Here is a 19,785-nt window from a genome sequence, read left to right as displayed (position 1 = left end):
TCTCCTCTGGTCTGTTCTTGCTTCATTTCTTCTCCACTTCGATCAGCGGACTTTGATGCGCGGATCGATCATGGGGGCGATCAGGTCCGCGATGAGGTTGCCGATCACGATGGCGCAGGCCGACACCAGCGTGACACCCATGATGATCGGAATATCGACGCGCTGGATGGCCTGCCATGCAAGCTGGCCAATACCCGGCCATCCGAAGACGCTTTCGACGACGACGATGCCCGACATGAACATGCCGATATCGATGCCGATCATGGCGATAACGGGCAGGATGGCGTTCGGCAGCGCGTGGCGAAAAAGGACCGTCGCCCGCGCCAGCCCCTTGGAATGCGCGGTGCGGATGAAGTCCTGGCGCAGCACATCGAGCATTGAGGAACGCATCATGCGGGCGTACCAGCCGGCACCGAGGATTCCGAGCGTCAGCGACGGCAGCACGAGATGCTTGAAGCTTCCATAGCCGCCGATCGGGAACCAGCCGAGCAGTACCGCGAAGACATAAAGCATCATGATGCCGATGACGAATTGCGGCGCCGAAACGCCGACGAAGGAGATCAGCATCAGGCTGTTGTCGATGGCGGAGCCTCGCTTCAGCGCCGAGACGAGCCCCATGGCGATCCCGATGATGAGCTCACAGGTGATGGCGCCGGCCATCAGCAACAGGCTTGCCGGCAGACGCGAGACGATGAGTTCGGCGACCTCCGTCTTCTGCAGGTATGAACGACCGAAATCGCCGTGCAGCAGACCGAGGGCATAGCGGAAATATTGCTGATAGAACGGCAGGTCGAGGCCGAGCTGGCGGCGGATATTGGCGACGGTTTCCGCGGTCGCGCTGCGGCCGGCAATCTGCCGCGCCGGATCCGCCGGCAGGAGATAGAGAAGGACGAAGGTGACGATGCTGATGCCGATCAGGATCAGGATCGATTGCAGGAAACGGCGGGCGAGATACGCAAGCATCAATGGTGTCCCCGCTGTGTCGGATCGAGAACGTCGCGCAGCGCATCGCCGACCAGGTTGAAGGCGAGAGCGAGCAGGATGATCGCGAAACCGGGAATGAAAACGAGCCAGGGTGCCGAGGTGAAATAGGTCTGGTTCTCGAAGATGATGTTGCCCCAGGAGGCAGTCGGCGGTTGCACGCCGATCCCGAGGTAGCTGAGCGTCGCCTCAAGCAGAACGGTCGTGGCAATTCCGAGCGTCGCATAGACGACGATGGTCGAGGTCAGGTGCGGAAAGATGTGCCGGACAAGAATTCGAAACGCGCCCGCTCCGAGCGCCCGCTCGGCATCGATGAAGTCCCGTTCAGCGAGCGATCGCGTCTCGGTGTAAAGTACACGGGCGACCTGAACCCAGTTCACCATCGCGATCACCATCGCGACGATGAAGAGGCTCGGGTGGAAGATCGCAGCGAGCACGATCGCCAGCAGCAGCGCCGGAAAGGCCATCATCAAGTCGGTAAAGCGCATCAGAACAGTTGAGACCCAGCCGCGGAAATAACCAGCCGTTATCCCGATGATCGCGCCGATCAGGACCGACACGCCATTGGCGACAACGCCGATGACAAGCGAGGTGCGCGCTCCATAGATCATCCGGCTTAGGAGATCGCGGCCGACAAGGTCGGTGCCGAACCAATATTGGGCATTCGGCGGCAGTGGCGCGCCTTCCAGCGTCAGCCCGTCGAAAAACTGCTCGTCCGGATTATAGGGGACGACCCAAGGTGCGAGAACCGCCAGCGCCACGATCACGGCGATTATGAAAAGCCCGAAGAGCGCAAGCTTGCGCCTGGCAAGGCGCCGCCAGATACTGAATCGTGCCGGCGAGATGTTGCCAGCTATCGCTGCTTCACCCGCCATGACGCTCTCCGTTCCCGGCTCTCGTTTCATTCAGGATCGATCGCGCGATCTCGTCGAGCGTGCACCGCTCCTCCATTGCCATGCGGCGGAGGGAGGCATAGGCGTTCCCGGCGGAGATACCGTGACGGACCATGAGAAGCGCCGTTGCCTCCGCAAGATTCTCACGGTTGGCCAGCCGTTCGCCAAGGGTCGCGACCTGTGCTTCCAGCGCCTTGCGGCGCCTGAAGGCATGGGTCGCGATGACGAGAGCCGAATAGACACCGGAGCTGCCGATCGGCTTCAGGAGTTGCGCATCCGCTCCGTGGCTGACCGCCCATGTAACGCGTCCCGGCGCTTCCGAGCCGATCAATGCGATGGTGGGGATCGGTGCGTCCCCAACCGACCAGGGAAACTGCTCGTCATAGCCCATGTCGGCGTCGAAGAGCAGGATATCGAAGTCGGCGAAATTGCACTCCGGCGCAATCTCCGGCCAGAAGGTCGCCGCCTTGACGCCGATGCGGGCAAACTGCCGCTCCAGCGCTTCGGTATTGGCATGCTCGCGGTGCAGGATGAGGGCGCGGAAACCCTCGAAGGACGGTGTCATGAAGCCGTTGCTCATTTGACGATCCTCAAGATGGGCTTTGCCGGCGCGGTGCCGGTTCCCGGAACCACAAGGACTGCATGTGTCATGAAAGGGTCAGGCACGATGGCGTCGGACCCCTCGCGAATGATCTCGTAGCGTCCGTCCGCAGTCGCCCGTGCGATATGGGCGGGCACGTGGATATGGTTGTTGCGCGCATCGACCTTCAGAGGACCGAGCGGCGTCTCGATACCATCGTCCTTCACCGCATCGAGCACCTCCATAGCCGCTCCCTGCGCAGTTCTTTCGAGACCGGCCGCAATCAGCAGAATACTCGCATAGGCCTGGGCGAAGAAGGCGGAAATGCCCGCCGCCTTCGTGTCTTCGCCAAGGCTTGCCAGAAACGCCGCGTTCACCGCGCCCGGCAGCGCCTCGAAATAGGTTGCCGTCGTCAGGTGTCCTTCGGCAGCGGGCGCAATCTTCATGATCTCGTTTTCACTGAGATTGCAACTCAGCACCGGGCGACGGCCGGGGGCGAATTCCGGGTCCACGGCGCCGAGGGCATGATAGGCTTCAAGAAAAGCGTAGGAGGACGGGCCGATGAGCGAGTTGAGGATGAAATCCGGCTTCTTGCGACGGATCTCCTCGATGATGCGACTGATATCGGTGTCGCCCAGCGGAACATGGCGCTCGCCGAGCACCTGCCCGCCGGAACGGCTGACAATATCGCGGGCGATGCGGCAGGTTTCCCAGCCCCAGATATAGTTCGATCCCAGAAGGAAGGCGTTACGGCCGAACGCCGGCAGCGCGAAGTCGAGCAGCGGCAGGACGTGCTGGTTGGCGCAGGCGCCGACATAGACGACGCTCTCGCTCGCCTCGAAACCTTCGTAAACACACGGATACCACAGCAGCGCACCGGTTTTTTCGAGCGAAGGGATGACTTCCTTGCGGCTCCAGGAGGTTGTGCAGCCGACGATATGCTGAACCTTGTGCATTGAGACGAGCTCGGTCGCCAGCGCCGCATAGCGATCCGTCGCCCCCTGCGGATCGGCTGAAACAGCCTCGAGCCGGAACGGAATACCGCCACGGCGGTTCACGGCCGCAATTCCGGCAAGCGCTCCCGCATAGCCCTGCTCCCCGAGATCGGCATAAGGACCGGACCTGGAGAAAAGCACGCCGACAGGAATTGTATTTCTGGTCACGAACAACCACCTATAACGACAAAGGCCCCACTGGGGATTTTCGTCCCCGGTGAGGCCTAGCTGCCTGAATTCGGTTTATGCGATCACATAAAAACCTTTGACTTCAGGAGTCAAGGCCGCTTGCATAAATATTGGCCTTTCACATTTTTTAGGCAATTTGCCCTATAAATCGTCTGAATCCTTGCCGGTGGGCGGGCAAAGGAGCGCTCTTTACCAAAAAAAGCCGCGCCGGCTTGCATTATGCGAGAAAAGCCGCTTGCTTTAGTAAAGGATACTTCCTGTACGTCTATAAAAGAGGCGGGCTTCGAACGGCCTGGAAAATCGAGAATGCAGAGCTTCGCATACGGAATGAAAAAGAGTGATGACGACGGCGGGATTGGGAAGACCAGTTTGAAGAGCTTATGAGCGAAGATCTGTTTCGGATAAAGTTTTGGGGTGTGCGTGGCAGCATACCCGTCTCTGGACTCGAATTCCAACGTTATGGCGGCAATACATCCTGTATCGAAGTACGCTGTGGCGACCACAAGCTCATCTTCGATGCCGGTTCGGGTCTGCGGGAAGCGGGTCTTGCGCTGCTTGCGGAAGGCGCAACCGATATCGATCTTCTCTTCACGCATTGCCATTACGACCACATTATCGGCCTGCCCTTCTTCAAGGTCATCTACAACCCGGCGATCAATATCAATATCTGGTCCGGTCATCTTCACGGCAGCATGAGCACCCGTGACATCGTGGATCAGTTCATCAGTCCGCCGTGGTTTCCGGTCAGGACCGATACCTGCAAGGCCCAGCTGAATTTCCGGGATTTCAAGGCCGGCGATGAGTTCTCTCCCCGACCAGGAATCCGGATCCGCACTTTTGCGATCAATCATCCGGGCGGATGCATCGGATACCGCATAGAATGGAACGGCCGTGTCCTTGCGCTCGTCTACGATATCGAGCACGAGGGCGACAAGCTCGATCCGGTTGCGCTCGAACTGATGGCCGACGCCGATCTTGCGGTCTATGACTGTACCTATACGGAAGACGAGATGCAGCGCTATCGCGGCTTTGGCCACTCCACATGGCCGCGTGGCGTTCAACTTGCGGAAAAGGCTCGTACCAAGCGGCTCGCCATGTTCCATCACGCCCCCTCGCGGACGGATGAACAGATGGAGCAGCTGGAGAACGACGCCCAAGCCGCCTTCCCCGGGGCTTTCGCCGCTCGCGACGGCCAAGTCATCGATCTCTAAGTTCCAGGCTCAAACAGACCTGTCATAGGGTGCGAAGCCTTGCGCATGACTGCAAGCAAGGCAGCAATCGGCATGCAAATATCTCATGCTGAACGTCCGGTTGGCCTCAAAGGACACCCCCGGGAACCATAAGGGGGCTGCATCGTTAGCCACGAGAAGAGGGCAGTGCTACAAGGAGGAAATGCCATGAAACTCACTTCGTTGATCGCGACTGCCATTGGCATGGCAGCACTCTCATTCCAACCGAGCTTTGCAGACTGCGTGGACATAACCGGATCCGTAAACAAGGAGGCCGGGAGCGGTATCTCCAAGGATGGGACGCATGCCCCATTGGAAGCCACTGTACCTAAAGAAGGGCAGAAGGGCTTAACGACAACCAGCAAGGCTCCCCAAAAGGAAGGCGGAACGATGCCGATGGGCACGAATCCAAATCAGGCCACGTCTGACCAGGACGTCGTTGCACAGCAGCATGGCGGCAAAAGCGCTGCTGCGACCGCTATGCAAGAAAAGTGCGATTAATCAGTCCGACGAGCAGTTTTTCCGGGGTTTCCAGGCATCGGCGGGAGAGATCCACTGCACGGCGGGGTCGATTGCCGTGAGGGCGAAAAGCTCTGCCAGAAATGTCCAGGCGTTCTCGTCATGGACGAGATGATGGGTCAGGACACCGATCGGCTCGTCCTGGCCTTTGCGTCGCTCTGCAAGATGCCTAGTCAGCTCGCTTGCGAGGTCGGCAGTTTCGCGGCCTCCGCCCGTCCCATGCCAGTCCATAATGTCGAGATGGGTGTTCAACTGGGGGAGCGGACCGTCGCCTTTCGCCCGCCCGTAAGCGGACAGCATCTCGAAACCGAGCGCCGGCAATCCGGGAACAAGTCCCCCGTCGATACGGTTCCAGGGCGGCACCAGGATGGGAATAAAGCGGGCCGGATGTAGCCGTTTGAGCAGAACATATCCATCACGAAGCTCGCGATGCACAATCTCAACAGGCCGATGGCTGCCGAGTTCCTGCTTCTTTTCGTCCGGCTCGGCAAAATTCCGATGCGACCAGCCATGGACTGCAACACAGACGCCCTTTTCATCCGAAAGCCTTGCGGCGAGTGCTTCCCCTGTAAAAGCAGGAATGACGGCGATTGTCACCGGGATGAGGCTCGCTGACGCGACGGCGAGCAGCGTCTCAAGCGCATCGGTCGGCTCCACGGCATCGTCATCGCGCAGCCAGAGCTGCGCCGTGCGCCCAGCTTCCGCCCAGTGGGCAAGCTCCTGGCGCACCGGCTCCCAAACCAGATTATTCTCCATATCTAAAATCCATATGCTCCCGCAAAATCCTGTCCAGCTTCTTCGCCGCATCGACAAGCGAGCGCTCTCCCAGCACGAAGCGGCGCGCAGCCCTGCCCATTGCGTCTCTTCTTGCCGGCTCGTCAAGCAAGGCGCCGATTGCCGCGGCATAGGCTCCGACATCGCCGTCCGGTGTCAGAACACCGGTCATATCCGCTTCGACCACCTCCGGAACACCTGCGGTCGCCTGCGCAACAACGGGCAGCCCCGCCGCCTGCGCTTCCAGATAGGCAAGTCCATAGGCCTCGCCGCAGCCTGGCCAGACATAGATGCCTCCCTGCGAAAGCAGCGAGGCGATCTCCGCCGCACTCCTTTCGCCCAGCCATTCGATTCGGCCGGGATCTAGAGCGGTAAACAAAGCTCTCACCTCGTTGCGCATCGGGCCATCGCCGATCAGGCTCAGGGTCCAGGGGCGGTCCGGAATCAGCCGCAGCGCGGCTGCGAGCATCCTGTAGCTTTCGAACTTGTCTCCGGAGCGCATCATTGCGACGGTCATCAGTCGCGATGGACGCGGATTGGGAGAAATCTTCGCGAAGGCTTCCGTGTCGATGAAGGGCTTCAACCGCGCGTAGCGCGCCTGTGGAACGTTTTCTCGCAGACCGTCGAGGTCGCGCTCCGTGAAACAGATGTTGACCGCCGCCCGATGGACCGCTTGCGCAACCAGCGCCTGAGATGCCGACCATCCAATCTGATTGCGCCGCTTCGAATACGAGGCCTCAGCCGTGACATAGGGAATGTTCAGTTCAGCGCTGATCCTGGGACCGAACGGATCGGGGGATTTATAATAGGGATGATAGCAGAACCAGAGATCCGGCGGTGGCTCATGCGTCCATCGATGCCTGAGCCGCTCCAGCTCCCCGTTTGCTGCGGTCGCAAGATCTGCGAGCGCCTGCGGCGTTCCTGCGAAATTGCGGAATTCCGAAGCCACTTCGACAGTATGGCCGGCAATCTCCAGCGCCCGCATCAGCAGCCGCGCCATCAGCCGGTCGCCCGAAGGGACGGGATTATAGGGTGATTTGAGAGGGGCGTAGAATGCGATCCGCATCAAAGCTCAAGCCTGTCTTTCCGATCCAGGTGCAAATCCGGTGTCCGACGATCTTCCTGGCTCACCACCAATTGATCCAGGGTAAACAGACTGTTTGCAATTGCGATTGCGGATTTCGCCTGAGAATTCGAATAGTGTCGATGTCATTACGATTCACGGATAGATGAATTGCGCAGGAATGGTGATTGTCATCTTATCGTGGTCGGCGCCAAATTGCTTTCATCGCATCTGTGAATGGATCACAAGAACCGGAATTGATGACAACACAGGCTCGCCCTTCAATTTTTTCGGAGCGTTTCGTCCGCAAGGCGCGGCTGGGGTCGGGGCTCGTCATCTTCGTTTTCGTGGTCCTGCACCTGTCCAATCATGCACTGGGCCTGATTTCCATAGCGACAGCCGAGGAAGGCAGGCGCTGGTTCATGATGATCTGGCGCAATCCCGTCGGAACCGTCCTCCTCTATGGCGCGATCATCGTACATATCTTTCTGGTCCTGCGCTCGCTTTATCTGCGGCGCAGTCTCGTCATGCCGGCAAACGAGATCCTTCAGATCGTTGTCGGCCTCTTCATCCCGCTTCTCCTCATCGATCATGTCATCGGTACGCGCATCGTCCACTCGCTGTACCGCTACTCCGATAGTTACCATACGATCGTCCGCCTGCTATGGGTCTCCTCCCCCTTAAACGGTGTGCGCCAGGCGGTGGCATTGCTGGCGGTCTGGTTTCACGGCTGCATCGGCGTTCATTTCTGGCTGCGCTATCGCCCCTGGTATCCGACTGCGGCGCCATGGCTGCTCGCTCTAGCCGTTCTCCTGCCCGTCCTTTCATTGCTCGGCTTTGCTGAAATGGGCCGCATGCTTGCAACGATGCCCGAACATGCGCGCTATCCCGGCGGTTACTACGGCGAAATCCAGAGCTATGGCTACTACGATCCGCAGACCTCGAACCAGTCGATCGCTCAGATCGCCGGAATCCGGGCCGTTCTCTACGGCGGGTTTTCGGCGGCCGTATTGAGCGTCATTCTGCTACGAGCACGGCGGAGCTTCAGCGAGCGGGCACATCAGGTCGCCGTCAGCTATCCCGGCGGCCAGACCGTACGCGTACCCCTTGGCTTCACGGTTCTCGAAGCCAGCAGGCTCGGCGGGCTGTCCCACTACTCCGTCTGCGGCGGCAAGGGGCAATGCTCTACCTGCCGCGTTCAGGTGATCGAAGGCGCGGCGTTTCTTCCGATTGCCAAGCCGATCGAGCAGACGACCCTGAAGAGGATTGGCGCGGGGCCTGGGGTCCGGCTTGCCTGTCAACTACGTCCAACACATAATCTCAGCGTCGTGCCGCTCCTGACACCGGTAACGGAGGGTCTGATCCCGGAATATAGCCAGGAAGCAAGCCCCGGCCGGGAACGGGAAATCGCAGTCCTCTTTTGCGACATCCGCCACTTCACCACACTGACCGAAACCCAGCTTCCCTTCGATATCGTCTTCCTCCTCAACCGCTATTTCGCCATTGTCGGCAAGGCGATCGAGCAGGCCGGCGGGAGGATCGACAAGTTCATCGGCGATGGGGCGATGGCACTCTTCGGGCTGAACGGCACGCCTGCCGATGGCTGCCGACAGGCGCTGCAGGCGGCAGCGCAAATCGCTGCGGAAATCGACAAGCTCGAGCGCGAACTCGCAGGCGAACTCGCCGTGCCGCTCAGGATCGCGATGGGCATTCATGCCGGTCCGGCAATCGTCGGCACGCTCGGCTACGGACGCGTCCGCAGCCTGACCGCGATCGGTGACACGGTTAATGTCGCAAGTCGCCTGGAAACGGCTGCGAAGGAATTCAATGCAACATTGGTCATCTCGGAACCGGTGGCGACATTGTCCGGCGCCGATTTTTCCGGCATTGAGAGCCACGAAATCGCCATCCGTGGCCGAGCTTTGCCGCTGAAGGTCTACGTGGTTCCGAAGGAAAAGAGCGAGATGCTCGCATAGGGATGAGAATGGCCGCAAAAAGAGGGCCGCTGACGGCGAAATTCTGGACGCGGTTTTTCCGCAAATACAGGAACAGGATGGCCGAGCGTTTCTTCGACACGCGCTTCGGCCGCCGTTTGCTGATCGAGAATATCGGACCACGCGTTCTGACCATGACCGTCGATTGCGGCGACCACATCATGAGCTTTGCGCCCGGCGACTACATCGGCAGGAAGGTCTTCCGCAAGGGACAGTTCGAGCGCGATCACGTCGACCGGCTGCTTGCCGTCCTCGACGAAAGGGGGCTCCTCCGAAAGGGAAGCGTACTTCTCGAGATCGGCGGCAACATCGGCACGCAGACCGTCTATTTCGCCTTGAACGGAGCCTATCAGCAAATCGTCACCGTCGAACCGGACCCGCGCAATTTCACGCTGCTGGAAACCAACATCGCTCAGAACAAGCTCGATGGAAGCGTAACCCTGATCAACTGCGCCGCAGGCGACCGCGATGGCGAGATCGACTTTTTCCTCAATCGCAACAATCACGGCAAGAGCAGCGCTATCCGCCAAAGCAAAAACGACCACAGGATCAGCGTCCCGGTCCGACCGGTGCACAGAATCCTCGAACAGGCCGGCGTGTCAGTCGAGGACGTGGGCCTTGTATGGATGGATATCGAGGGTTACGAGCCCATCGCCTGTCGCTCGATGGAAGACCTGATGGCCAGCAAGGTCCCTCTCCATATGGAATTCACGCCGGTCTTCTACGGTCCCGAACAAGCGGCCGCCTTCGTTGCTTATCTTGCCGGCTTCTACGAAGATTGCCTGGTCTTTTTCGAGGATCGGGTAGCCGCCATGAAAGTGAAGGACATCCCGGTCGATCAGGATCAGGTGGATGTCCTTTTCATGCGCTGAAGCATTCGCAACCCCATCGTTAAAGCGTTCAGATGCGACGGTAGAGGAAGTAGCGCCCTTCAGTGACGGTTGGCGGCAGTGGCAGAGGATCGAGCTCGGGACGCACAAGCGGAAGTCCGCTGACGGCGATGCCGCCTCGGGCAAGAACGCCGGCCGTCAATTGCGGCAGCCATGTCAGCGTCACCGCGTCGATATCGTCATGGCCGGTGCCGATATCGGCATGAGCAAGTACTGCGCCGATGCCGACATAGGCCTCGGCCGTTTTACGGATCTCGCCGACGACCAGGTTCTCGGGTTCCGGCGTCGAGGCGCTGAAGGATCGGATCTCCCTGTCAAAGGCAATGATTCGTCGTTCCGGAAAGAGCTCCCGCAGGTGATCGTAGGTCCTCCCGTTGCCGAGACCGAGTTCCAGTATGGGACCTTCCATCTTGATCACGGTGTCCCGAATCGCATTGAGAACATCGCGCTGGGCGGTCAGGCGACGAATGAAACTGTCCAGGCGGCTCATACGTATTCCGTTCTTAATAGCAATAGCGGCGCTTCGCTTATCACGCCGCCGCTTGTGAAGTCGACCTCGGCACCGGTAAAATGCCGTTGCCGCAATCTTGAGGGTCTGTGATAGACTGCCGCCATGGACTATGCTGCCGACGATAATTTTTTCAACTCACTGCCGGTTCTCACGCAATTCGAGGGAGTTGCCGACAGCGATAATTATCGCCCTCTGCCGGAAGGCTGGGTTCTGGCGCTTGCCGATATTGTCGGCTCCACCAAGGAGATCGAAGCGGGCCGATACAAGGATGTCAACATGGCGGGCGCCAGCGTCATTTCCGCCGTCCTCAACGCAGTCGACAAGGGCGACTATCCTTTCGTATTCGGCGGCGATGGCGCGCTGATCGCCTTGCCGGCCGCACTGACGGGCCAGGCGCGCGAGGCGCTTGCGGCCGTCAGGACCTGGGCGTGGGAAGAGTTTCGGCTCGCATTGCGCGTTGCGCTGGTTCCCATGCGTGATGTTCATGCCCAGGGTCTCGACGTGCGCGTCGCCCGCTATGCAGCCAGTCCCTTCGTTTCCTATGCGATGTTCACCGGCGGCGGTACCAGTTGGGCGGAAGCACAGATGAAGGCGGGCAAGTACGATATCGATCCCGCACCCGCCGGCACCAGGCCGGATCTGACGGGGCTCTCCTGCCGCTGGAGTCCGATCCAGGCTCATAACGGCGAGATCGTCTCGATCATCGCCGTGCCGGACGGAGGACGTCCTTCGGGCGAATTTCAGGATCTGGTGACATCGGTTATCGCGATCGCCAGCGAGCAGGGTCGTGGCGGCCACCCGGTGCCCTTGGACGGACCGGAGGTGGGGTTTTCCCTTGCTGCGATCAGAAGAGAGGTGCGTGCAACCGCTCCCAAGGGAAGGCGGTTCCTGCAGGGCTTGTGGATCGCCTTCCAGATCGGCTTGCTTGCGGTGCTGCTGAAGCTCCGGGCAAAGCTCCTGGGGTTTGACGCCATCAACTACCGGCACGATCTCGTCGAGAATTCCGATTTCCGCAAATTTGACGACGGATTGAAGATGACAATCGATGTCGATGCCGGACGACTGCAGCGTATCGAAGCGCTCCTCGAGGATTCCGCAGGCCGGGGAGTCGCTCGCTACGGACTGCACTGTCAGACCTCGGCCCTGATGACCTGTTTCGTACCCACGCCGCTGTCACGTGATCACATTCATTTTATCGATGGCGCCGATGGCGGCTATGCAATGGCGGCGAGCCGTCTGAAAGGCAGGAGCCAGACGGCCACTCAAGGCGACATGCAACCTCCCCCTGATCAGACCGAAGCCGGCGCCGCCATCACGCTTTGAACATCGCCCCGCGAGAGCGCCGCCGCAGCGGCGCGCCGCAATTCGTTGTCATCGCGCCTCAGGAAACAACTGTCCGATTCGGATTTTTGCCTGATGAAAATCAATCGAAAGGCATTGTTTCCGACTGGTGTCGTGCCTATGTGACAATTTGCAAGAGAATTAAAACGAGAAGGGATGCTTGTTCGGCGCCGCGTGACTTTTTGCGCCGGGCAGGACCGCAAGCCGGTAGTGACCGGCGATTGTTGATACTATTTTACTGTGCGTTCACCCTGATCTGGTGCCTTGGCCTCGTATGATGACCATCGTGCGACGGTATTGGCGTTGGTTCGGGACTTGAATGCGGCTGCAAGGATAATGACAAGCAATGAATACGCTCGAAGCCCGGGTTTCCGCCACACTTCTGGACAAGGTTGCCGAATGGCTCACGCATTCGGCGCTGGCGGGCGAAGATCTTGAAAATATTGTTCGCGGATTCTGCGAGCGAATCGCTGCTTCCGGGCTGCCGGTGGCACGCATCCATCTTAGCTTTTCGATGCTGCATCCGCTTTATGATGCACTCGGCTTCACCTGGCGGCGCTCGAGCGGTGTGACGATCGAAGGCTACCGCCATGCCGCATCCAAGGACCGCTTCCTGCAAAGCCCTTATTACCATCTGCTCGACAACAATCTTCCGCATCTGCGTCGCCGCCTCACTCCGGACGTGGCCCCGGAATTTCCAATTTTCGAAGACCTTGTTAAGGAAAACGTTACCGATTATCTCGCCTTCGTGCAGCCTTTCGGTGACGATACGGCGCAGGGCATGATGGGCTCCTGGTCGACCGACAACCGCAGCGGCTTCAGCGATGATATGATCGAAGCGCTGCTGCGCATGCAGAACCATCTGGCGGTCGCCGCGAAGATCGCTGTTCTCGGCAAGCTCGCAAACAACATGCTGACAACCTATCTCGGAGGTGATGCCGGCAAGCGGGTGCTGAACGGGCAGATCCGGCGCGGCGATGGCGAGACCATCCGCGCCGCCCTGGTCATGGGCGACATGCGCCAATCGACTGCGGTCGCCGAAAAGGAAGGACGCCAAGCCTATATCGACACGCTCAACCAGTTCTTCGATGCCATCGCTGCTCCGTTTAACCGCAACGGCGGCGAGATTGTGAGCTTCCTTGGCGACGGCTTTCTTGCGGTCTATCCCTGCGGTCGCCACAAGGATCCTTCCAAGGTCGCTTGCCAGTCCGCCTACGCCGCCGTACAGCAGGCGCAGGCAAGGATGTCGGAGCTCAACGGCGAGCGTCAGAATAGAGGGCTCGGCCCCGTCCGATACGGTATCGGCCTGCACATCGGCAACGTGATGTTCGGCAATGTCGGGCTCAAGGATCGCCTGACTTTTTCGGCCTTCGGCTCCGCCGTAAACGAAGTGGAGCGACTGCAGTCGCTCACTAAGAAATATTCAAGCGAGATTGTCGCGAGCCACGCCTTCGCCGGCTACTGCGGTGGCGAATGGTTGACGCTTGGGCAAGAGGAATTGCGCGGCGTCCGCCAGAAGGTTACCGTGCTCAAGCCGCGAACTGCCTCGACGGTTCAAGTCGAGGGAACCTTCAAGGAAGCCGTTGCAACCGGTCTTTCGGAAGCCGAACAGGTTATTCTGCTGCATCGCGACGCCAAGAAGCACGCAAAGCGTCCGACGCAGGAAAAATTCATGCAGTGACCCCCCAAATCGGGGCACTGCGAGACCGCCCGCGATCGTCAACGGACGGGGATCGCGGTCGTTTTCTTGCGCATTGACGCCAACTGGACACTCCATCTGCGGTAAGATAGTGTGCCTTAACGGGCCACACTTACATGGATCGGGAACGGCTTTGGCATGGCGCCTGGGACTGACTTGTTGCGTATCGAAAATCTCGACGTCGTCTTCTCGATCTTCGGAGAGCGGTTGCGCGTCGTCAAAGGCGCCAATCTGCGTATTCTGCCGGGAAAAGTGACTGCCCTGGTCGGCGAGTCCGGCTCGGGGAAATCAGTCATCAGCCAAACCATCATGGGTATCCTGCCGCAACAGGCGCAGCCATCGGGTCGCATATTGTTCACCGATCCGAAAGACGGGACGGAGACGGATATCTTGCAGCTCCCCCGTGACGGCATCGAGATGCGCGCACTGCGCGGCAGCCGCATGGCCACGATTTTTCAGGAGCCGATGACGTCGCTGTCGCCGCTGCATACGGTCGGCAACCAGATCAGCGAAGTTCTGAAGATCCACGAGGACTGCCCCAAGAAGGAAAGACGGGAAAGAACCGAGGAGATGTTGGGCCTTGTCGGTTTCGCCAATCCCCATCGCACCTACGATATGTATCCCTTCGAACTATCGGGCGGCATGCGCCAGCGCGCAATGATCGCGATGGCGCTCATCTGCAAGCCGGCGCTTCTGATCGCGGACGAGCCGACCACGGCGCTGGACGTGACAATCCAGGCGCAGATTCTTGAACTGCTGCGCGATCTGCAGCACCGCTTCAACATGGCGATGCTGCTGATCACTCACGATCTCGGCGTTGTCGCGAATATGGCCGACGAGGTCGTGGTGATCTATCACGGCGAGATCATGGAGGCGGGACCAGTCGAGGCGCTTTTCCGCGGCCCTCGACATCCCTATTTGAAGGGACTGATGTCGGCGGTTCCGCATTTCGACATGAAACCGGGCGAGCGGCTGAAAGCATTGCGCGAGGTGCCGGTTAATCTCGATACTCTGCTCAGCAAAGACAAGAAGGAACGCAAGACCGCAGGGCCGGAGATCCTTCTTTCCGCCCGCAATCTTACCAAGACTTTTTCCACGCGAGGCGGCGGCTTTTTCGCCAGGGGGCAGGGAACCGCCACGCGAGCTGTGGACGATGTCAGCTTCGACATCCGGCGCGGGGAATGTCTCGGGCTCGTCGGCGAAAGCGGTTGCGGCAAAACGACGGTCAGCAAGATACTGATGCGTGCGGTCACGCCCGACGACGGCTCGGTCACCTTCAATGACGGCGACGAGGTGATCGATGTCCTGGCGGTGAGCGGCGATGATCTTCAGGAGCTGCGGACGAATATCCAGATGGTCTTCCAGGACCCCGTCTCCTCGCTTTCTCCGCGCATGACGGTGAGAAACATCCTGAGCGAGCCGCTGGAAATCCACCGGCGGGGCGACAGCGCCTATCGCAGGGAAAAGGTACAATCGCTGATGGGCGCAATCGGCCTCGACCAGCGCTATCTGAGCCGTTATCCGCACAGTTTTTCCGGAGGCCAGCGTCAGCGCATCGGCATCGCCCGCGCCCTCGCCCTCGGTCCGAAGCTCCTGATCCTGGATGAGCCGGTTTCGGCGCTCGATGTGTCTGTGCAGGCGCAGATCCTCAATCTGCTCAAGGACCTGCAGAAGCAACTGGGGCTTACCTATCTCTTCATCTCGCACAACCTGGCCGTCGTGGATTACATGGCGGATCGCATCGCCGTCATGTGCAAGGGTCGAATCGTCGAGATCGCGCCGCGCGAAATCATCCTTCGCGATCCGGTTCATCCCTACACACGTTCGCTTCTTGCCGCTGTGCCCTTCCCGGATCTCGACAGGCCGCTCGATTTCAAGGCGCTGCACAAGACCGGTTCCTCGGGCAAGCAGAACTGGGGTGAGCAGTTCACCGAGACGGAAGGCGGTGAAGCGCTTTCCTATGCAGATCTCGGCGGCGGACATTTCGTGCGCGCCCGTCGCGGCCTCGGCGCACAGGAACTACGCTCTTGGTAACGCGGCGCACTTTTCTCGGTCTTCTCGGAGCAACAATGTTTCCGGCGGCCACTCGGGCCGCCGCCGACCGGGACATCGAGCCCGTATTTCTGGAGCCCTGGCTGAGGGCAGGCCGTATACCGCCCCTTGTCGACCGTATCCCCGCGCATCCGAGGATCGTCAACATGAAGAAGCTCGGACGCGAGCCCGGACAGTATGGCGGCACCGTGCGCACGATCATCGGAAGCCAGCGCGACATCCGTTACATGACCGTCTACGGCTATTCGCGGCTCGTCGGCTATGACGAGAACCTGAGGTTCCAGCCGGATATTCTGGCGAGCTTCCAGTCCGAGGACGATCGCGTCTTCACTTTCACGCTGCGCGAAGGTCACCGCTGGTCGGACGGTCACCCTTTCACCGTGGATGATTTCCGCTACTGGTGGGAGGACGTCATTCTCAACGGGGATCTGACGCCGGGCGGCGGCGCGCTGGAGCTGCGCCCGCACGGAAGCCTGCCGAACTTCGAGGTCGTGGATTCCCTTACCGTCCGCTATAGCTGGGACAAACCCAATCCCAACTTCTTGCCCGCGCTTGCCGGACCGCTGCCGCTCGTCATTTACGGGCCTGGCCATTATCTGAGACAGTTCCATAAGAAGTTTCAGGACGATTTTCGCCTGTCTGCGCTGATGAAGCAGAACCGGGTGAAGAAATGGGCTGACCTTCATATCAAGATGTCGCGCGCCTCCCGGCCGGAAAATCCGGAGCTGCCCGTGCTTGATCCGTGGCGCAACACGACGGCGCCGCCGGCGGAGCAATTCGTCTTTGAACGCAATCCATTTTTCCATCGCATCGACGAAAACGGCCTGCAACTGCCCTATATCGACCGCTTCGTTCTTGGCGTCAGTTCATCCTCGATCATCGCCGCAAAGACCGGCGCCGGCGAAAGTGACCTACAGGCAACGGGTATCGACTTCACAGACTATGCTTTCCTGAAGGATGCCGAGAGGCGTTTTCCGGTAAGGGTCAATCTCTGGAAGCTGGCGCGCGGTTCGCGCCTTGCTTTGCTGCCGAACCTCAATTGCGCCGATGACGTCTGGCGCAATCTTTTCCGTGACGTACGGGTCAGGCGCGCACTGTCGCTCGCGATCAACCGTCACGAAATCAACATGGTCAACTTCTACGGCCTCGGCAAGCCGAGTGCCGATACGGTGCTGCCGGAAAGCCCGCTCTTCAAGCAGGAATACGCCGATGCCTGGATCGCATTCGATCCCGAACAGGCCAATTCCTTGCTCAATGAAGCAGGACTGATGAAACGCGCCGACGACGGCATCCGCCTGTTGCCTGATGGCCGGCGCGCCGAAATCACGATTGAGACCGCCGGCGAAAGCAGCCTCGACACCGACGTGCTCGAGCTCATCCGCGACCATTGGCGGGACATTGGACTGGCGCTTTATATCCGCACGTCCCAGCGCGACATCTTTCACAATCGTGCCATGAGCGGCAGCATCATGATGTCCGTCTGGTTCGGCATCGAAAACGCGGTTGCGACCGCTGACATGTCTCCAAGCCAGCTCGCGCCGACGATGGACGACCAGCTGCAATGGCCGCTTTGGGGCATGCACTACCTCTCCGCCGGACAGGCGGGCAAGGCGCCAGATCTTGAGGAGGCTGTTGAACTGGTCGAGCTTCTCAACCTCTGGGGCGGCACCTCGCGATATTCCGAAAGAGAGAAGATCTGGCACAAGATGTTGTCGGTCTATACCCAAGGCGTCTTCTCGATCGGCCTCATAAACGGAACGCTGCAACCCATCCTGAAATCGGCTAAACTGCGCAACGTTCCCGATAAGGCGCTCTACGGCTTCGATCCGACCTCCTATCTCGGCATCTATATGCCGGACACTTTCTGGTACGAGGAGGCCTAACGTGCTCAGATACATTCTCTGGCGTATCGCGGTAATGATCCCGACACTGCTGGTGATCTCGGCCCTGGTCTTCACCATCATAGAATTGCCGCCGGGCGATTTCTTCGAAAGCCAGATTGCCGAATTAAGGGCGCAGGGCGAGGCTGCGAACCTGCAGGAAATCGAGGAACTGCGCCATCAGTATAATTTCGACAAGCCGGCCGTCATTCGCTACTTTTATTGGGTCGGCGGCATGCTCCAGGGCGATTTCGGCTACTCCTTCGAATACCAGTTGCCCGTTTCCGACGTCGTGGGCGACCGGCTCTGGCTCACCATTCTCGTTTCCTTCAGCACCATTCTGTTGACATGGCTCATTGCGTTCCCGATCGGCATTTACTCGGCCACCCATCAATATAGCTGGGGTGACTATGGTCTGACGCTGTTTGGCCTGCTTGGCATCGCCATTCCCAATTTCATGCTGGCGCTGATCCTGATGTACTTCGCCAATGTCTGGTTCGGATTATCGATCGGGCACCTGATGGATCAGAAATATCTATCCGAGCCGATGAGCTGGGAGAAGGCAAAGTCGATCCTCGGGCATCTGTGGATTCCGGTTATTATCGTCGGAACAGCCGGTACCGCCGGGATGATCCGCCGGCTGAGAGCCAATCTGCTCGACGAGATGCAGAAACAATATGTCATCACCGCTCGCGCCAAGGGCCTCCATCCCATGCGCGCACTCGTCAAATATCCGTTGCGCATGGCGCTTAACTTCTTCGTTGCCGATATCGGCTCGATCCTGCCCTCGATCATTTCCGGCGCCGAGATCGTGGCCATCGTACTGTCGCTGGAAACCACCGGGCCGATGCTCATCAAGGCGTTGCAAAGTCAGGATATGTATCTTGCAGGGTCATTCCTGATGTTCCTTGCGTTCCTGAATGTCATCGGCGTGTTGATATCTGATATTGCGCTCGCCTTCCTCGATCCGCGAATTCGCCTGCAAGGCAGGAGCACGAAGTGAAGTCCTTCCTTCCAGAGCCAGGGGCGCCGTTACCGCACTACGTATCGACCGCTCCGTTCGATCCGATGCAGACGGAAACGATCGCGCAGGCGAAGTCTCGTTATCATCTCGCCTCGCAAAAACAGCTGATGTGGTGGAAATTCCGGCAACACAGGCTTGCCTTCGCCTCCGGCATATTTCTGCTCGCACTCTACGGCGCCATCCTTATCGCCGAGTTCCTGGCACCCTATAATCTGCATACCCGCAACGTAGACTTCATCCATTCGCCGCCACAGAGGGTGCGTCTGTTTCATGATGGCAAATTCATAGGGCCGTTCGTCTACGGCCGGACGATGACGCTTGACATGGAATCATTGCGGCGCGTCTATGCCAACAACCGTGACGATGTGCAGCCGATCCGCTTCTTCTGCCGTGGCGATGGATATCGTTTCTGGGGCCTTTTCGACTCCGACCTGCATCTCGTCTGTCCCGCCAAGGACGGACAGATGTTCCTGCTCGGAACCGACAGGCTCGGACGAGACGTGCTTTCTCGCATCATCTACGGCGCGCGCATCTCATTGACGATCGGGCTTCTCGGTATCGCCATAAGCTTTGTTCTCGGGCTCGTCATCGGCGGCCTTGCCGGCTATCACGGCGGTATCTTCGATCTCGTCGTCCAGCGGATGATCGAGGTGCTGCAGTCGCTGCCAAGCCTGCCGCTCTGGATGGCGCTGGCGGCGATCATGCCGGTGACATGGAGTCCGATCTTCGTCTATTTCGGCATTACCATCATCCTGGGTATCATCGACTGGACGGGTCTTGCGCGCGCGGTACGCTCCAAGCTGCTGGCGCTGCGCGAAGAGGATTATGTCGTCGCCGCGCAACTGATGGGCGCCAGCACACCGCGCATCATCGGCCGGCACCTCATTCCCGGCTTCATGTCGCATTTGATCGCCTCAGCAACTATTTCCATCCCGAGCATGATTCTTGGCGAAACCGCCCTAAGTTTCCTCGGGCTGGGCCTGAGGCCGCCGATCACGAGCTGGGGCATTCTCCTCACGGAGGCAAAAAGCGTCAGCGTCATCGCCTTCTATCCCTGGCTGCTGTTTCCGATCATTCCGGTGGTTCTGGTCATTTTGGCTTTCAATTTTCTGGGAGACGGGTTGCGTGATGCGGCCGATCCCTACAAATAATCAACTTATGCGGTTGTTCG

Annotated in this window: 17 protein-coding genes; 10 read left to right on the top strand and 7 right to left on the bottom strand. The window is 59.4% G+C overall.

Annotation, left to right across the window (positions count from 1 at the left end; genetic code table 11):
- Positions 1–42 precede the first annotated feature (42 nt).
- From AAE029_RS02840 to AAE029_RS02825, 4 genes are read right to left on the bottom strand one after another with little or no spacing between them, the layout of a single operon-like run.
- Positions 43–963 (bottom strand): ABC transporter permease, encoded by a 921-nt coding sequence (locus AAE029_RS02840; RefSeq protein WP_371071268.1) that lies wholly within the window; start codon positions 961–963, stop codon positions 43–45.
- Positions 963–1,856 carry an ABC transporter permease gene (locus AAE029_RS02835; RefSeq protein ID WP_371071267.1) on the bottom strand — a complete coding sequence of 298 codons (894 nt, stop codon included), beginning with the start codon at positions 1,854–1,856 and terminating at the stop codon, positions 963–965. The genes AAE029_RS02840 and AAE029_RS02835 overlap by 1 nt, the downstream gene beginning before the upstream one ends.
- Positions 1,846–2,454 carry an ANTAR domain-containing response regulator gene (locus AAE029_RS02830; protein WP_371071266.1) on the bottom strand — a complete coding sequence of 203 codons (609 nt, stop codon included), beginning with the start codon at positions 2,452–2,454 and terminating at the stop codon, positions 1,846–1,848. Before AAE029_RS02830 ends, AAE029_RS02835 begins: the two co-directional genes overlap by 11 nt.
- Positions 2,451–3,617, bottom strand: coding sequence for a transporter substrate-binding domain-containing protein (locus AAE029_RS02825; RefSeq protein WP_371071265.1), 1,167 nt, complete (start codon positions 3,615–3,617; stop codon positions 2,451–2,453). The genes AAE029_RS02830 and AAE029_RS02825 overlap by 4 nt, the downstream gene beginning before the upstream one ends.
- 401 nt (positions 3,618–4,018) lie before the next feature.
- Between AAE029_RS02825 and AAE029_RS02820 the strand changes: the two genes are divergently transcribed.
- Together AAE029_RS02820 and AAE029_RS02815 are read left to right on the top strand one after the other, a co-directional pair.
- Positions 4,019–4,849 carry an MBL fold metallo-hydrolase gene (locus AAE029_RS02820; RefSeq protein ID WP_371071264.1) on the top strand — a complete coding sequence of 277 codons (831 nt, stop codon included), beginning with the start codon at positions 4,019–4,021 and terminating at the stop codon, positions 4,847–4,849.
- Between the two features lie 186 nt (positions 4,850–5,035).
- Positions 5,036–5,368: a hypothetical protein gene (locus tag AAE029_RS02815; RefSeq protein WP_371071263.1), complete on the top strand. Its 333-nt coding sequence runs from the start codon at positions 5,036–5,038 to the stop codon at positions 5,366–5,368.
- On the opposite strand, the gene AAE029_RS02810 is transcribed toward AAE029_RS02815, so the two are convergent.
- Both AAE029_RS02810 and AAE029_RS02805 read right to left on the bottom strand, forming a co-directional pair.
- Positions 5,369–6,142, bottom strand: coding sequence for a polysaccharide deacetylase family protein (locus AAE029_RS02810; protein WP_371071262.1), 774 nt, complete (start codon positions 6,140–6,142; stop codon positions 5,369–5,371). It lies immediately after the preceding gene.
- Positions 6,132–7,226, bottom strand: coding sequence for a glycosyltransferase family 4 protein (locus tag AAE029_RS02805; protein WP_371071261.1), 1,095 nt, complete (start codon positions 7,224–7,226; stop codon positions 6,132–6,134). The genes AAE029_RS02810 and AAE029_RS02805 overlap by 11 nt, the downstream gene beginning before the upstream one ends.
- Positions 7,227–7,483: 257 nt before the next feature.
- Here AAE029_RS02805 and AAE029_RS02800 point away from each other — a divergent pair, with 257 nt between their 5' ends.
- Positions 7,484–9,199: an adenylate/guanylate cyclase domain-containing protein gene (locus tag AAE029_RS02800; RefSeq protein ID WP_371071260.1), complete on the top strand. Its 1,716-nt coding sequence runs from the start codon at positions 7,484–7,486 to the stop codon at positions 9,197–9,199.
- 8 nt (positions 9,200–9,207) lie between these two features.
- Positions 9,208–10,089 carry an FkbM family methyltransferase gene (locus AAE029_RS02795; RefSeq protein WP_371071259.1) on the top strand — a complete coding sequence of 294 codons (882 nt, stop codon included), beginning with the start codon at positions 9,208–9,210 and terminating at the stop codon, positions 10,087–10,089.
- A 28-nt stretch (positions 10,090–10,117) separates the two neighbouring features.
- Here AAE029_RS02795 and AAE029_RS02790 read toward each other — a convergent pair whose 3' ends face one another.
- Positions 10,118–10,597 (bottom strand): class I SAM-dependent methyltransferase, encoded by a 480-nt coding sequence (locus AAE029_RS02790; RefSeq protein WP_371071258.1) that lies wholly within the window; start codon positions 10,595–10,597, stop codon positions 10,118–10,120.
- 123 nt (positions 10,598–10,720) lie between these two features.
- Between AAE029_RS02790 and AAE029_RS02785 the strand changes: the two genes are divergently transcribed.
- The 6 genes from AAE029_RS02785 (at position 10,721) to AAE029_RS02760 (ending at position 19,765) form a co-directional block, all read left to right on the top strand.
- Positions 10,721–11,941 carry a DUF3095 domain-containing protein gene (locus AAE029_RS02785; RefSeq protein WP_371071257.1) on the top strand — a complete coding sequence of 407 codons (1,221 nt, stop codon included), beginning with the start codon at positions 10,721–10,723 and terminating at the stop codon, positions 11,939–11,941.
- A 364-nt stretch (positions 11,942–12,305) separates the two neighbouring features.
- On the top strand, positions 12,306–13,640 hold the full coding sequence (locus tag AAE029_RS02780; RefSeq protein ID WP_371071256.1) for an adenylate/guanylate cyclase domain-containing protein: 1,335 nt from the start codon (positions 12,306–12,308) through the stop codon (positions 13,638–13,640).
- A 156-nt stretch (positions 13,641–13,796) separates the two neighbouring features.
- Positions 13,797–15,692 carry an ABC transporter ATP-binding protein gene (locus tag AAE029_RS02775; protein WP_371071255.1) on the top strand — a complete coding sequence of 632 codons (1,896 nt, stop codon included), beginning with the start codon at positions 13,797–13,799 and terminating at the stop codon, positions 15,690–15,692.
- Positions 15,686–17,593 carry an ABC transporter substrate-binding protein gene (locus tag AAE029_RS02770; protein WP_371071254.1) on the top strand — a complete coding sequence of 636 codons (1,908 nt, stop codon included), beginning with the start codon at positions 15,686–15,688 and terminating at the stop codon, positions 17,591–17,593. Before AAE029_RS02775 ends, AAE029_RS02770 begins: the two co-directional genes overlap by 7 nt.
- A gap of 1 nt (position 17,594) precedes the next feature.
- Entirely contained in the window at positions 17,595–18,593 is a 999-nt protein-coding gene (locus AAE029_RS02765; protein ID WP_371071253.1) for an ABC transporter permease, read from the top strand.
- Between the two features lie 65 nt (positions 18,594–18,658).
- Positions 18,659–19,765 carry an ABC transporter permease gene (locus AAE029_RS02760; protein ID WP_371071532.1) on the top strand — a complete coding sequence of 369 codons (1,107 nt, stop codon included), beginning with the start codon at positions 18,659–18,661 and terminating at the stop codon, positions 19,763–19,765.
- Positions 19,766–19,785: the final 20 nt, after the last annotated feature.

The organism is Sinorhizobium sp. CB7 (assembly GCF_041357635.1).
GTDB lineage: Bacteria > Pseudomonadota > Alphaproteobacteria > Rhizobiales > Rhizobiaceae > Rhizobium.
The sequence above is the reverse complement of the archived record's forward strand: the minus strand, read 5'-3'. Positions and strand labels throughout refer to the sequence as shown.